The organism is Microbacterium sp. (assembly GCF_047607225.1).
GTDB lineage: Bacteria > Actinomycetota > Actinomycetes > Actinomycetales > Microbacteriaceae > Microbacterium.
Genome location: NZ_JASGDO010000015.1, coordinates 171,018 through 185,962 on the forward strand (window position 1 = coordinate 171,018; position 14,945 = coordinate 185,962).

At 70.1% G+C, this 14,945-nt stretch carries 10 protein-coding genes; 7 read left to right on the forward strand and 3 right to left on the reverse strand.

What is annotated here, in order from left to right; all coding sequences use genetic code 11:
* Positions 1-63: 63 nt before the first annotated feature.
* Both QM591_RS02720 and QM591_RS02725 read left to right on the forward strand, forming a co-directional pair.
* Positions 64-3,324, forward strand: coding sequence for a glycoside hydrolase family 2 protein (locus tag QM591_RS02720; RefSeq protein WP_415129352.1), 3,261 nt, complete (start codon positions 64-66; stop codon positions 3,322-3,324).
* Between the two features lie 20 nt (positions 3,325-3,344).
* Complete coding sequence (locus QM591_RS02725) at positions 3,345-4,964, forward strand: fucose isomerase (protein ID WP_415129354.1); 1,620 nt, start codon at positions 3,345-3,347, stop codon at positions 4,962-4,964.
* Between the two features lie 33 nt (positions 4,965-4,997).
* On the opposite strand, the gene QM591_RS02730 is transcribed toward QM591_RS02725, so the two are convergent.
* From QM591_RS02730 to QM591_RS02740, 3 genes are read right to left on the reverse strand one after another with little or no spacing between them, the layout of a single operon-like run.
* Complete coding sequence (locus tag QM591_RS02730) at positions 4,998-5,987, reverse strand: class I mannose-6-phosphate isomerase (RefSeq protein ID WP_415129356.1); 990 nt, start codon at positions 5,985-5,987, stop codon at positions 4,998-5,000.
* Positions 5,984-7,009: a LacI family DNA-binding transcriptional regulator gene (locus tag QM591_RS02735; protein WP_415129358.1), complete on the reverse strand. Its 1,026-nt coding sequence runs from the start codon at positions 7,007-7,009 to the stop codon at positions 5,984-5,986. The genes QM591_RS02730 and QM591_RS02735 overlap by 4 nt, the downstream gene beginning before the upstream one ends.
* Positions 7,010-7,048: 39 nt before the next feature.
* The gene (locus tag QM591_RS02740; protein ID WP_415129360.1) at positions 7,049-8,035 is read right to left on the reverse strand and encodes a carbohydrate kinase family protein; all 987 of its coding nucleotides are present in this window, start codon (positions 8,033-8,035) and stop codon (positions 7,049-7,051) included.
* A 132-nt stretch (positions 8,036-8,167) separates the two neighbouring features.
* Between QM591_RS02740 and QM591_RS02745 the strand changes: the two genes are divergently transcribed.
* From QM591_RS02745 to QM591_RS02765, 5 genes are all read left to right on the forward strand, one after another.
* The gene (locus QM591_RS02745) at positions 8,168-9,004 is read left to right on the forward strand and encodes a class I fructose-bisphosphate aldolase (protein ID WP_415129362.1); all 837 of its coding nucleotides are present in this window, start codon (positions 8,168-8,170) and stop codon (positions 9,002-9,004) included.
* On the forward strand, positions 9,001-10,146 hold the full coding sequence (locus tag QM591_RS02750; RefSeq protein ID WP_415129364.1) for a Gfo/Idh/MocA family protein: 1,146 nt from the start codon (positions 9,001-9,003) through the stop codon (positions 10,144-10,146). Before QM591_RS02745 ends, QM591_RS02750 begins: the two co-directional genes overlap by 4 nt.
* Positions 10,147-10,391: 245 nt before the next feature.
* Positions 10,392-13,595: a glycosyl hydrolase 53 family protein gene (locus QM591_RS02755; protein ID WP_415129366.1), complete on the forward strand. Its 3,204-nt coding sequence runs from the start codon at positions 10,392-10,394 to the stop codon at positions 13,593-13,595.
* A gap of 88 nt (positions 13,596-13,683) precedes the next feature.
* A complete protein-coding gene (locus QM591_RS02760) occupies positions 13,684-14,130 on the forward strand; it encodes a GNAT family N-acetyltransferase (RefSeq protein ID WP_415129368.1) in 447 nt (148 codons plus the stop codon).
* Positions 14,127-14,945, forward strand: coding sequence for a sugar nucleotide-binding protein (locus QM591_RS02765; RefSeq protein WP_415129370.1), 819 nt, complete (start codon positions 14,127-14,129; stop codon positions 14,943-14,945). Before QM591_RS02760 ends, QM591_RS02765 begins: the two co-directional genes overlap by 4 nt.

Sequence of the window (14,945 nt, forward strand, 5' to 3'; positions counted from 1 at the left end):
GCGGCGACCGCGCCCACGTCGCTTCCCCACCCTCCTCCCCCTCATCGACAGGAGCACCTCGCTGTGTCTGTTTCCTCCCGCCACTTCCTGAACGGATCCGAGTGGACCCTCCGCCCCACCGGCGACCCGCGCTTCCCCGTCGACGGGGCGGTGCCAGCGCGGGTGCCGGGCAACGTGCAGGACGATCTGGAGCGTGCCGGCCTCCTGGCGCCGTTGTCGGTCGGACTCGGCGACCCGCGCTGGCACGACGTTGCCCTCACCGGCTGGCGGTATGAGCGACGCGTGACGCTCACCTCCGCCCCGCGACAGTTCGTCACCTTCGACGGCGTCGACTTCTCGTGTCGGGTGAGCGTCGACGGGGTGGAGGTCGCGACGCACGCGGGCATGTTCCGACGCTTCACGGTCGAGATCACCGACGCTGCGGCAGGGCGCGACAGTGTGCTCCTCCACGTCGACATCGACCCGATGCCGAAGCAGCTGCTGCCGGTGCTCGAAGCCGCCGACGGCGCACAGTCCGGGGCCGAGACGCCGGGCTTCTTCGTGTTCGCGAACAACGAGATCCGCCGCACCCTGAAAGACCTCAAGAGCCCCGCCACGTGCAGCTACGACTGGGCCACGAATACCTGGGCGCTGGGTATCTGGCGTGACGTCGAGCACCGCGGCACCGGATCCGCGCGCATCGAGGATCTGCGCGTGGACGCCGACGTGTCTGCCGAGCGCGCCGCGCTCACGGTGTCTGTCGCGCTCGATCTCGGGGACCGGCCGACGTCGTCTGCGCCGGTCGGCGTCGAGGTCGACGTGATCGCCCCCGACGGGGCCACGGTGGCCACCGGCCGGACGGACGCTGTGGACGGTCACGCCGCGCTGCACCTCGAGGTCGCACGACCGGAGCGGTGGTGGCCCGTCGGGCACGGCGCCCAGCCGCTCTACCGGGTGGAGGCGCGGGCAGTCACCGGTGACGGGGCGGTCTCCGACCGTGCCGAGCACCGGGTGGGTCTGCGCGACGTGCGCTGGGAGCAGGTCGACGGGGTAGACGACGGATTCATCAACCCCTTCATGCTGGTGATCAACGGCCGGCGCGTGCGCACGCTGGGCTCGAACATCGTGTCGCCGGATCTCCTCTTCGGTCGCAACGAGCGGTCGGGCGACTGGTTCATCCGCGCCGCCGTCGAGGCGGGGATGAACGCCGTGCGCGTGCACGGTGGCGGGGTGACGCTGCCTCCCGCCATGTACGACCTCGCCGACGAGCTGGGCCTGCTCATCCTCCACGAGTTCCCCGTGGGCAACTGCCTGATGGAGAGCGACCCGGACTTCCTCGAGAACCTCGACGCGACGGTGCGCAGCATCGTGCGTCAGCTGCGCCACCATCCGTCGATCATCGAATGGTCCGGCGGCAACGAGCTGCACTGGCTGCAGCGCGACGACCATCCGGCGCTCCAGGCGATGCGCAAGGCCATCGCGGACGAGGACACGCGGCTGTTTCGTGCGACCTGCCCGATGGAGGGCTCGCGTCACTCGCCGTGGCACTACGACCACGCGTGGTTCTACGCGCACTACGACGACACGTCGATGACCGACAACCTCGGCGAGAACCCGCTGATGCGCTACGGCGAGTTCGGCACCCAGACCCCGGCGCTGCTCGACGTGTGGGAGCGCGATATCCCCGAGGCGTCGCGATGGCCGCTGGCGGCGGCCGACGATCCCGTGCTCGTGCGCAAGAACGCCACGAATGCCGTGTTCTCCGACGACTTCTGGCTGACCGTCCCCCTCACCGAGGAGATGTTCGGTACGTCGCGATCGCTGCCCGATCTGCTGCGGGCGGGACAGTTCCTGGGCGCCGAGGGCATCCGCTATGCGGTCGACGCCCTTCGGGCTCGCGGCGGGTCGCTCGGCGGATTCACGACGTGGGACTTCAACGAACCGTGGTCCAACGCGGCCGGCAGCTTCCTGATCGATCACGGCGGGCGCGCGGTGATGGCCTTCGACTTCTTCGCCCAGGCGATGGCCCCCACGGTGGCATCGCTCGTCTACGACGACCTCCTCCACGCACCGGGATCGACGTTCCCCGTCGCCGTTCGGGTGGTCAGCGACGCCGCCGACACCGTGCAGGAGGTGGGCTGGGAGGTGGAGACCTTCGACATCACCGGCAGGTCGCTCTCGCGCGAGTCGGGTGCTGCGGGTGACCTGTCGCCGCAGCAGGCGGAGAAGGTGGCCACGGTAAGCCTGGTGCAGCCGGGGGATGGCAGCCCGCTCTTCGTGCGGGTGGCCACGCTGGTCGGTGGCGAGCGTGTCGCGGAACGTCTGCACGTGTTCGGGGCGTCTGGGGTGCGCGCGCCGCTGGCTGCACTCCTTCCCGCCGGGCGGCAGCCGGCCGCCGACCTGATCGCCGCCGCCGGCGTCGACCCTGCCAACGCCGACAACCGCGCGTGGAGCGGAAACGGCGGGCGCGTGCACGCCGTCTCGGGCGCCGAGGTGCGCGACCACGATCCGGTGGCCGGCCTCATCGACGGCCGTTACTGCACCGCGCGTGATGGCTTCGGCTCGGGAGCGGTGTGGCAGTCGCCCACCCGCGAGGGGTGGTTCGTGCTCCGTCCCGCAGAGGGCTCGACCGGCATCACCCGGATCGTGCTCGGACGCGACCGCAGTGGCACGCACGGTGATCGCACGCTCGACCGCCTGGCCGTCGAGGTGTCGGACGACGCGCAGTCCTGGACGCGGATCGTGGAGGCCGACCGCCTCGCTTCACTCCTCGGCGACCGCCCCCGCACGTCGGAGGAGCGTTCGAACCCGGGGCTCGGGGAGCAGCTCGGGCGGCGCTCCGCCTATCGGCCCGCCTGGTCGCTCGAGGTCCACGTGCCCGAGACCCGTGCGGAGTACTGGCGGTTCGTGGTCTCCGGTCGCGATGACACCGAGCGGTTCGTGGCCTTCGACGAGGTGGAGCTGTACGCCGACCCCGGCGTGCGGGTGGACGCCCCGGGGCTCCTCGTGCGCGACCACCGCGAGCTCGACCACGCCCTGACGCCCACGCGGCTGCGGGCCGAGCGGGGTGAGCAGAGCGTGGATGCCACGGGGCTGCGCACCGTGCCGGTGACGATCCACAACGACGGCGAGGCGCTGGCGGTGTTCTGTGAGGTCACCGGGCCGGGCGGAAGCCGGCCCCGGGTGTTCGGGCGGAACGCGAACGTGTCGGTGCCGCCGGGACAGTCACGCGAGATCGTGCTGGCGGCCGGCGACGAAGACGAGGCGTGGGAGCACACGGCGTGGGAAGTGCGGGCGTGGAACGCTCCGCCCGCCCCCGTGGCGACCACCACCGGAACCCACTGAACGCGAAGGAGCAAGAGACCATGACATCCTCGATCCCCGCGGCCGAGGGCCGCATCGCCTACCTGGTGGCCAGCGGAGACCTCCGCGAATCCGCCAACCGCGAGGGGTGGCCCACCCAGGTCGCCATGGAGGCGGCGCTCTCGGCCGCGTTCGCTGCGGAGGGGTGGGAGCTGGTGCGGGCCCACGAATACGACGCGACGAAGGGGCACGGCTTCCTCGACAGTCAACGCCTCGGCATGGACGTGTTCCGCTCGATCCCGGCGACCGCCCCGGTCGTCGTCGCCGAGTCGATCTGGCAGTACAGCCATCATGTGCTCCCGGGGCTGCGCTTTCACCGCGGACCGATTCTGACCGTCGCCAACTTCTCGGGCGAGTGGCCGGGGCTGGTCGGGATGCTCGGCCTCAACGCCGGGCTCCGCAAGGCGGGTGTGGCGTACTCCACCCTGTGGAGCGAGCGATTCGACGACGCCTGGTTCCTCCACGGGTTGTCGACGTGGTTGCGCACCGGCGTCGTCGTCGCCGACGAAAGCCACGTGCGCGCCCTGGGCGTTCTCCCCGACTCGCCCGAGCGGGAGCTCGGACGACGCCTGGCCGACGAGCTCCGAGATCGCAAGGCGATCGTGGGCGTGTTCGATGAGGGCTGCATGGGCATGTACAACGCGATCATCGACGACGAGCTGCTCAACCCGTTCGGGATCTTCAAGGAGCGCCTCTCGCAGAGCGCCCTCTACGCCGAGATGCGGGCAACGAGCGACGCCGATGCCGACGAGGTGCGGGCCTGGCTCGATCGCCGCGGCATGCGCTTCGACATCGGCACCGACGAGGCCACTGAGCTCACCGACGCGCAAATCCACCAGCAGCTCAAGATGTACGTCGCCGCCCTCCGCATCGCCGACGACTTCGGACTGGATGCCGTCGGCATCCAGTACCAGCAGGGGCTGAAGGATCTCGTTCCCGCCAGCGATCTGGCGGAAGGGCTGCTCAACGACCCCGATCGACCGCCCGTGCGCAGCCGTGACGGCAAGCGGGTGCTCTGGGACGGCCGCATGCTGCCGCACTTCAACGAGGTGGACGAGGGCGTGGCCGTCGATGCCCTCCTCACCGAGCGGATCTGGACCGGCCTCGGCTTCGACCCCGCCAACACCCTGCACGACATCCGTTGGGGAGAGCAGTACGGCGATGACTTCGTCTGGGTGTTCGAGATCTCGGGGGCCGTTCCGCCCGCTCACCTCGTGGACGGCTACGCCGGTGCGGTCAGTGAACGCCAGCGCCCCAGCTACTTCCCCCTCGGTGGGGGCACCATCAAGGGCATCTCGAAGCCCGGCGAGATCGTCTGGTCGCGCGTCTACGTGGAGGCAGGGCAGGTGCGGGTCGACCTCGGTCGTGCCACGGTGGTCGAGTTGCCCCAGGAAGAGACGCAGCGGCGGTGGGAAGCCACGACGTCACAGTGGCCGATCATGCACGCGGTGCTGCACGGGGTCTCCCGCGACCAGATGATGGGTCGCCATCCCGCCAACCACGTCCAGGTCGCCTATGCGCCCGACGCTGCGGCGGCCGATCGCGCCCTCGTCGCCAAAGCGGCGCTGTTCGACGCGCTCGGGGTGCCGGTGTTTCTCTGCGGAGACACCCCGCTGTCCTGAACGGGGAGCGGGGCGGGTGCCGTGCGTCGTCCGTCAGGGAGACGGCGGGCGGCACACGACACCGTGCACGTCGCCGGAGATGCGCACGGCGCCGGCGGCGTGCGGCAGCAGCACCGTGGCGCCCCGCGACAGGGGGAGCGAGGTGGCCTCGGTGTGCAGCTCGCCCTCGCCGTCGAGAACCACGACCACGGCGAAGCCGGCATCCAGCGGCGCCTCGCCGGCGGCGAAGCGCTCGATGACGAAGAACTCGTCCGCCTCGCCGACCAGAGCCGACGACCGCGCGTGATCGCGCGAGATCAGCGCATCGATGGCCGCCGGGGACGTCTGCGACATCGTCACCGCCGTGAGTGCCACCTCGAACCCGAGACCGAGATGGCCTGCCGCGGCGCCGTCGATGTCGAAGTCGCGCCACTCGAGCAGGATCGACAGATCCTCCGGCTGCTGTACCTCGACCAGGAGGATTCCCGCGCCGATCGCGTGCAACATGCCGGCGGGAACGAAGACGGTGTCGCCGGCATCCACCCGGCGGGTGTGCAGGAGATCGCGCAACTCGTCGACGCGCTGCGCCGAAACGAGGGCCGCGAGCTCGCGTTCATCCACGTCGCGACGCAGACCGAGGAACACTTCGCCCGGTTCGAGGATGTACCAGGCCTCCGACTTGCCGTGCGCCCGGCCCAGGGTGCGCTGCGCGAACGCATCGTCGGGATGGGCGTGAACGGGGAGGCGCTGGCCGGCATCGAGCAGCTTCACCAGAAGCATCGTGTCGACTCCGTACCGCGCGACGTGGCGTTCACCCAGCCAGGCGAGCGGATCGGCCTCCACGGCATCCCGCAGACTGCCGCCGTCCCACGGCGTCAGCCCGATCTGCGCGTCGCCGAAGAGGGTGGTCGTGGATCCCACCCAGTCCTCCGGGGTGTGAGGGGCCGCCGAACCGACGCCGCGGAAGCGCGCAATGCGCTCGCCGCCGGCGTAGAACCGGTCGCGCGGCTGGTTGGCCGGGAGGGCGACGGGGGAGAGTGTCATGAGAGAGCCTCGCTTCCGATACCTGAGCGCACGACGGTGACGGGGAGCACTTCCTTGCGTCCCGGTCCGCGGTATCCGTCGATGCGGGAGAAGAGCAGCTGAGCCGCCCGGCGCCCGAGCTCCGTCGCGTCGTACGACGCGAGGGTGAGGGGGAAAGGCATGAGGTGCGCCAAGTGGAAGTCGTCGAATCCGGCGACGGCGGTGTCGGAGCGACGCCGCCAGATCTCCTCGACGGCACCGATCGTGGCGCGGTTGTTTCCGCAGAAGATCGCGGTGGGCGGTTCGGGTGCATCCAGCAGGGCCGCCACGGCGGCAGCCGACGCCTCCGGCCCGTGTGCGCCCGAGCGGATCAGCGATTCGTCGACCGACAGCCCGTGTGCGCGGATCGCCGCGACGGCGCCGTCGTGCCGCTGGCGGAGCGTCGCGATCTCCAGGGAGTCCAGGACCATTCCAATCCGGGTGTGCCCTTCGGCCACGAGCGCGTCGATCACCGCTGCCGCACCGCCGACGTTGTCGACCACGACACTGTCGGCGTCGAGGCCCACCGGCTCGCGGTCGACGAACACCATCGGTGTGCCCATCTCCATCTCCTGGGCCAGCGGCGACTGGTCGTGGCCACGCGGGACGACGATCAGGCCGTCCGCGCGTCTGCGACACAGCTCGAAGATCGTCGCGAGCTCGCTCTCGTCGCTCACGTCCTCATCGGTGCTGCTGGAGGTGATCAGCTGCACCTTTCGCTGGGCCGATACCTCCACCGCCCCCTGGGTGATCGAGGCGTAGAACTCGTTGGAGATGTCCTTGATCACCAGCCCGATCATCGCCGTTGCGGCACCCGACTTCAGGGTGGCGGCCATCTGGTTCGGGCGGAATCCCAGCTCAGCGGCGGCGGCGCGCACGCGATCCGCCATCTGCTCGTCGACGGTGGTGACACCGTTGATGACTCGCGAAACCGTCTTCAGGCTCACGCCCGCACGCTCAGCGACGTCTGTCATGGTCGGCCGACGTCGCGTGATGTCTGCCATCGACACCTCTCGTCCACGGGAAGCTCGCGACGGAGTGATTCACAGCGGAATCGATTCGCGAATCGGAAGTCCTTGGATTCTAGCCCGCGCCGCTTCGGCGGCGTATCGGGCCGCCGTCAGTGGATCGTGGCCTCGCATCAGCGCAGCGAGGAAGCCGCCGCTGTGGGCGTCACCGGCCCCGTTGGTCGTGACGACATCACCCACGGGCGGTGCCGCGATCCAGCCGCGGTATCCCGACCAGTGCGGCGCGTGCCGGGAGAGGAGGTCCGGAGCGGCGTCGAGACGCGCGTGGTCGGCCACGGCCAGGTAGCTGCCGCGCGCCCCGGCAGACAGGGCGACCACGGCAGCACCCTGCGCGATCGCCCACTCCGCTCGCTCGACCACCGTCTCGGGCCCCGCGGTCTCCGCGGAGCCGAAAGCGGACTGCAAGTCGTCGATGCTGGGTGTCAGCACGTCGGTGAGGGCGCATACCTGCCTGAGCAGCGCCGGCCAGTCGGTGTGCGAGGACGAGTCGTCGACGACGGCCAGATCGACGGAGGTGACCAGCCCGGCGGCGCGGGCGCGTCGGAGGAGCGCAGTGAGTGCTCGTCCTCCGTCGGCGCTCAGGGCGGGCAGCAGCGAGGGGTATCCGAGATGCAGGACATCCGCCTCCGACAGATCGACGGCCGAGCCGTCGAAGTCGCCGCATGCGCCCACGTGGTGCCAGAACGACCGGTCCTCGCCCGGCCGCTCCACCACGATCGAAAACGAGGTCGCGTGCGTCTGGCTGCGCAGGAGGTCGACGTGCAGGTGCTCCGCCGTCAGTTGGCTCTCGAGCAGGTCGCCGAGCACGTCGTCGCCGATCTCCGCCGCGAGCCGGACGTCGACGCCGAGCTCGGCCATCGCGCTCCCGGTGTTGTAGACGCAGCCGCCGGCCGACACCGCCATCGGTCCGATTTCGCGGAGGGTTCCAGGACGGATGTCGGTTCCGGCGGGCAGGCGGGGCGTGAAGTCGAGGCAGATGTGCCCGGCGACGATGGCGCGCATTGTGCTCCTCGTGTGTCGATCGCGCTGAGGACAGTCCAGCGCTCGGCATCGAGGTGCTAGACAACGTTGTCTCACCGTACTACTGTTGCAGCCGTTCCACCACTCCCACGACATCACAAGGACGGATCACAGATGCTCCCTCGCCTCCATCGACTCTTCGACGCCCGATCGGGACGCGCTCTCGATGTCGCCGTCGATCACGGGTTCTTCGGCGAACGGTCGTTCCTCGACGGCATCGAGGACATGCGTTCCGTCATCGCGACGCTCGTGGACGCCGGCCCCGATGCGGTGCAGCTCACCCTCGGCCAGGCCCGACACCTGCAGTCGATCCCGGGCAAGCAGAAGCCGGCGCTCGTGATGCGCACCGACGTCGCGAACGTCTACGGCCGGCCCCTCGATGCCCACATCTTCAGCCACCACGTGCCCCACGCCATCGAGGAGGCGGTGCGGCTGGACGCCGTCGCGGTCTGCGTCAACCTGATGCAGCTTCCCGGTCGGCCGGAGATCCGTGAGGCCTGCATCCGCTCGATCATCGAACTGCGTCGCGAGGCCACGCGGTACGGGATGCCGCTCATGGTCGAACCGCTCGTGATGCAGGGGGCGGAGGCCGACGGCTACGGGGTCGATGGCGACATCGAGAAGATCGTGACCCTGGTGCGCCAAGCCGTCGAACTGGGCGCCGACCTCATCAAGGCCGACCCCGCCGATCGCATCGAGGAGTACCACCGGGTGATCGAGGTCGCCGGAGACGTGCCCGTTCTCGTGCGCGGAGGAGGGCGCGTGGACGACCGCACGTTGCTCGAGCGCACCGTCGCCGTATTGGAACAGGGAGCGAGCGGCATCGTCTACGGCCGGAACATCATCCAGCACCCCCGCCCGGCCGCCGTCACCCGCGCGCTCCTGAGTGTGCTGCACGACGGTGCGACGGCCGAAGACGCTCTCGCCGAGCTCGAGGAGTCGGACCGATGAGCGACGTCGTCAAGATCGGCATCGTGGGCGGCGGACTCATGGGGCGCGAGATCGCGGCGGCGATCCGTCGCTGGCCCGCCCTCATCGACCATCCGTCGCGCCCAGTGCTGACCGCCGTCTGTGACATCAACCCGGATGCGCTGGAGTGGTTCCGCCAGATCGAGACCGTCCAGACCCTGACGACGGATGCCGACGAGCTCTTCGCCAGCGACATCGATGTGGTCTACATCGCCGTGCGGCACGACCTCCACGAAGGCCTGTACACGCGTGCCCTCCACGCCGGGAAGGACCTGCTCGCCGAGAAGCCGTTCGGCATCGATCAGGGTGCTGCCGAGAGGGTGATCGCCGAGGCGGACCGCGCCGGAGCCTTCGTGCGGGTCTCCAGCGAGATGCCCTTCTTCCCCGGTGCGCAGGCCGTGATCGACTATGCGCGGTCGGGTGCCGCCGGTCGGCTCATCAGCGTACGGTCGGGGTTCCTGCACTCCAGCGACCTCGATGCCGCCAAGCCCATCAACTGGAAGCGCCAGGCGCAGTATTGCGGAGAGGTCGGGGTCATGAACGACCTGGGCATGCACGCGTGGCACGTTCCGCTGCGACTGGGGTGGACGCCGCGCCGGCTCACGGCGCAGCTGTCCGACCTGGTCGCCACTCGTCCTGGGCCCGGTGGCGAGCCGGTGCGGGTGGACACGTGGGAGAACGCCGCCTTCCACGCCGACGCCGGACCGGCCGAGGCCGGGTTCCCGCTCGATGTCCGCGTCGAGAGAGTCGCGCCGGGCGAGAAGAACACCTGGTATCTCGACGTCGTCGGCATGTCGGGGGGAGCGCGCTTCTCCACCGCCTTGCCGAAGACGGTGGACTACTTCGCGATCGCCGACGTCCCGGGGCTCGGCCGCGAGCAGACGTGGCAGCGCGTGCAGGTCGGCAGCCAGTCGGTGTGGCCGACGGTTACCGGGGGCATCTTCGAGTCGGGTTTCTCCGACGCCATCCTCCAGATGTGGGCGGCCTTCCTCGCCGAGCGCGCCGGGCAGCTGGGCGACCGGTTCGGCTGCGCGACACCCGAGGAAGCCCTGACCGTGCACCGGTTGGCCGCCGCCGCCGCCCAATCGGAGCGCGAGGGCATCCGCGTCGACTTCTCCTCCTGACCCCCACCCCCCCACCCCACCTCCGCCCCGCCCCGCCCCCGCCCCACCCCCGCCGAGTGTCCACGACGCGCGCATCCGAGGAGCCCCCGCTCCGCGCGTCGTGGACACTCGGCCGTTGCAGGACGTCCGGCGGTGGCTCTAGACTGTGACCGGTTACAGACTGTGACCGGTCACAGTTCCTCCGCGTGCAGCATGGTCGCCGCTCGGACACTCGGACCCCTCGAAGAAGATGGGATGACAGCAACGTGAGACAGCACTGGGTGCGTCTGGCCGCCCTCGGCACAGCCGCCGCTCTGATTCTGGGGGTCAGCGCGACTCCCGCGATGGCGGCCGATACCGGCCCGGTCGACGCCGACATCTACGTGGAGAAGGTCGACGGACTGTCGCCCGACTTCACGATGGGCGTGGACATCTCCTCCTACCTCTCGCTGATCGACTCGGGAGTCGTCTTCCGCGACGATGCCGGTCAGCCGGCCAACCTCTTCGAGGTGCTGGCCGACCACGGCGTCACGGACGTCCGGCTGCGGGTGTGGAACGACCCGTACAACTCCACCACCGGCGCCGGCTACGGCGGCGGCACGGTCGACGCCGAGCGCGCCACGGAGATGGGCAAGCTCGCCACGGCGGCAGGGCTCGGCGTCCTCGTCGACTTCCACTACTCCGACTTCTGGGCCGACCCCGGCAAGCAGAAGGCACCCAAGGCGTGGACAGGGCTCGGCATCGCGCAGAAGGCAGCGGCGGCCAAGGCCTACACGATCGACGCGCTCACCCTCATGAAGGACGAGGGCGTCGACGTGCGCATGGTGCAGGTCGGCAACGAGACCACGAACGGTGTCGCGGGGGAGACCTCGTGGGCCAACATCGCGCAGATCTTCCAGGCGGGCTCGGAGGCTGTTCGGCAGGTGTTCCCCGACGCCCTCGTGGCCGTCCACTTCACCAACCCCAACCGGGCCAACTACACGACGTTCGCCGCGTCGCTCCAGAACTACGGCGTGGACTACGACGTCTTCGCCTCGTCTTACTACGCGTTCTGGCACGGCACGCTCGCCAACCTCACGAACGAGCTCAACAAGATCGTCAACCAGTACGGCAAGAAGGTGATCGTCGCCGAGACCTCGTGGGCGTACACGCTCGACGACGCGGACGGCCACCCCAACGTCATCCGCACCGCCGCCGCGGCCACGCAGTACCCGGTCTCGGTGCAGGGGCAGTCCCGCGCACTCCGCGACGTGATCGCCGCCGTCAGCCGGGTCGACGACGGCGCCGGGCTCGGCGTCTACTACTGGGAGCCCGCGTGGCTTCCGGTCGGTCCGCCCAGCGCGCTGGAGGCCAACAAGGCGTTGTGGGAGCGGGACGGTTCGGGCTGGGCGAGCTCGGCGGCCGCGGAGTACGACCCCGCAGACGCGGGCGTCTACTACGGCGGCTCGGCATGGGACAACCAGGCCCTGTTCGCCGCCGACGGCACGCCGTTGTCGTCGCTGTCGACGTTCGAGTACGTCTACACGGGGACCACGGCGCCCCGCGAGGTCGTCGCCGTCCAGCCGGTGTCGCTCACGTTCTCCCGCGCATCCGACGTGGCCCTGCCTGCCACCGTGACCGTCGAGTACAACGACGGGTCCACCGGATCCGCGGACGTGGAGTGGTCCGACGCGGTGTCGTGGATCACGAGCCCCGGCATCTACAGCGTGTCGGGTGTCGCCGCGGGAGGGCTCACCGCCACCGCGACCGTGACGGTCACCGCGTCGACCACCAACCACGTCGCCAACCCCGGCTTCGAATCGGGAACCACCCCGTGGACCGTGACCGGAACCGGTGGGTCGATCGCCGCGACGGCCGATGCCTCGTCCGGCACGCGTGCCTTCAAGTTCTACTCCGGCAACTCGTTCTCCACGGCGGTCAGCCAGACGGTGACCGGCCTCGAGCCGGGCAGCTACCAGCTGTCGGCCGTCGCGCACGGCGGTGCCTTCACCTCCGGCGCGGCGACGCTGCGGGCGGTCACGTCGGAGGGCACGTTCGAGACGCCGCTGTCGCTCACGGCTTGGGGTGAGCACAACCCCTCCAGCGTGGTCGTCCAGGTGGGGGCGAACGGTGAAGCACAGATCTCCGGCTCGCTCACGAACGCCTCGGCCGGCGCGTGGGGCACCTTCGACGACTTCGCGCTCGTGTCGTATGCGCCCTCGACCGTCGACACCGCGTCGTTGGCCGCGCTCGTCGACGAGGCCGACGGCATCGACCGCTCGCTCTACACGGCTGCCTCGCTGTCTGTGCTGGATCGAGCCGTCGAGAAGGCGCGCATCGTCCTGGCCGCCTCTGCGCCCTCGGCGGAGCAGGCCGACGCGGCCACGACTCTCGTGACCGACGCGATCGCCGCGCTGGAGAAGATCGTCGAGCCCGTGCTCGAGGTCGTCGCAGCTCCCACCATCAGCGGCACCGCCCGCGTGGGGCAGACCCTCACCGCCTCGGCGGGGGAGTTCACGCCGGCGGTGGATCACGTCGACTACCAGTGGCTCCGTGACGGTGCCGCCATCTCGGGCGCCACGGCGAGCTCGTACGTCGTGGTCGCGGCCGACCGCGGTGCCGAGCTCTCGGTGCGGGTCACGGCGTCGCGTGCCGGCTGGACCTCGGCATCGGCGACATCCGGGTCGGTGAAGGTCGACCGCGTGTTCGCGTCGGTGGGCGCCCCGAAGATCACGGGCACCGCCGAGGTCGGCAAGAAGCTGACCGCGTCGGTGTCGGTGAGCCCGGATGCGGCGAAGGCGTACCAGTGGTCCGTCGACGGAAAGGCGATCGCCGGGGCCACCTCGGCCTCCTACACGGTGCGCGCGGCAGACGCCGGGAAGAAGCTCACCGTCGCGGTCACCCTTACCCGAGCCGGCTATGAGGCGGTCACCGTGACCTCCACGCCGACCACCGTGGCGAAGGTGTTCACGCGCGTCTCCACCCCGAAGATCACCGGGACCGCGCAGGTCGGCAAGAAGCTGACGGCGACGGTGTCGGTGAGCCCCGAGCCCACGAAGAAGACGTATCAGTGGTTCTCGGGCAGCTCGCCGATCGCCGGCGCCAAGAGCGCGACGTACACGGTGAAGAAGGCGGACGCCGGCAAGAAGCTCACCGTGCGTGTGACCGTCTCCCGTGGCGGATACCAGTCGGTGACCGTCACGTCGGCTCCGGTGACCGTCGCCAAGGTGTTCACGAAGGTGGGCCCGGCGAAGATCACGGGTACCGCCAAGGTGGGGAAGAAGCTCACCGCGTCCCTCACGGTCAGCCCCGCTGCGACCAAGAAGTACCAGTGGTACCGCAACGGCACGGCGATCGCCGGGGCCAAGGGCTCGACCTACACGGTGAAGAAGGCCGACGCCGGCAAGAAGCTCACGGTGACCATCACCGTGAGCAAGAGCGGGTACCAGAGCGTCACGAAGACCTCTGCCCCGAAGCGGGTCGCGAAGTAACCCACCGCCGAGTGTCCACGACACGCGCCCTCGGGCGCAGCGCATCCCGCGCGTCGTGGACACTCGGCGGCTTGCTTAGGCTGAGCGGATGGAGATCGGGCTGCGCGACAGCGTCGCGGGAGACATCGACTGGCTGGTGGAGCTGCGCGCCGTCGTCCTCCGCTCTGATCTCGAACGGCTCGGGCGGTTCGACGAGGTGCGCGTGCGCGACCGGATGCGCGCCGCCTTCCAGCCCCGATGGACGCGCATCATCGTCTGCGACGGGGAGGACGCGGGGTCGATCACGGTGCGGCCGGAAGACTCCGTCCGCTGGATCGAGCACTTCTACCTGCCCCCGGCGCGCCAGGGGAGCGGAGCGGGCTCCCGGGTGCTGCGCACGGTCCTCGCCGAACCGTTCGAGGGTCGAACCCGTCTGAACGTCCTGCAGGGCAGCCCCGCACGACGCCTCTACGAGCGGAACGGTTTCGTCGTCGACAGCGAGGACGACGTCGACGTGTTCATGACGTGGAGCGGCGCGGGCGGGAGCGACGGATGACGGGACACGATCGGCGACCGGGGGCGACTCTCCTCGTCGGGTGCGGGAAGGTGGGCGTACGGCTCGGTCTCCGGCTGTACGCGCGCGGAGAATCAGTGATCGCACTGCGACGGACGACCGACGGTCTCCCGCCCGTGTTCCAAGCGGTCGCCGTCGACCTCGACGCTCCGGCGCGCGAACCCCTTCCGCAGGTCGACTCGGTGGTCGTCACGCTTCCGCCTCGGCGCGGCGAAGGCGCCGGGTACCGCGCGCAGCTGGAACACCTCTCGGCGGCGTTGCCCGAGCGTCCGTCGCGGGTGATCTTCGTCTCGTCGACGGGGGTCTTCGACGGCAAGGACCCGGGCCACGCGCTGACCGAGCGCGATCTCCCGCAGCCGGCGTCGGACCGCGCGCGGGAGCTGCTCGCGGGGGAGAGGGCCGCGGTCGAGCTCTTCGACGCGATCATCGTCCGCCCCGCGGGCATCTACGGGCCCGGGAGGGAGTACCTCCTTCGTCAGGTGCGCGCCGCCGCACCGGTGGACTACGTCCGCCGCACCAATCGGATCCACGAGGTGGACTTGGTGCGAGCTCTCGACCTGTTGCTCACGCTGGCGGATCCGCCCGCCCTGGTGCACGCCGTGGACGCGGCGCCCGCTCCGCTCGGTGACGTGGTGAGGTTCCTCGCCGCCGAACTGCACGTCGCCCCTCCTCCCGCTGCCGAGCCGGGCCGCGACGGGATCGAACTCGATGGCAGCCTCCTGCGTTCGCTCCTCGGCGAGCTGGAGTATCCCGACTACCGCACGGGCTACCGCGCGGTGCTGTCCGGCCGAGACTGA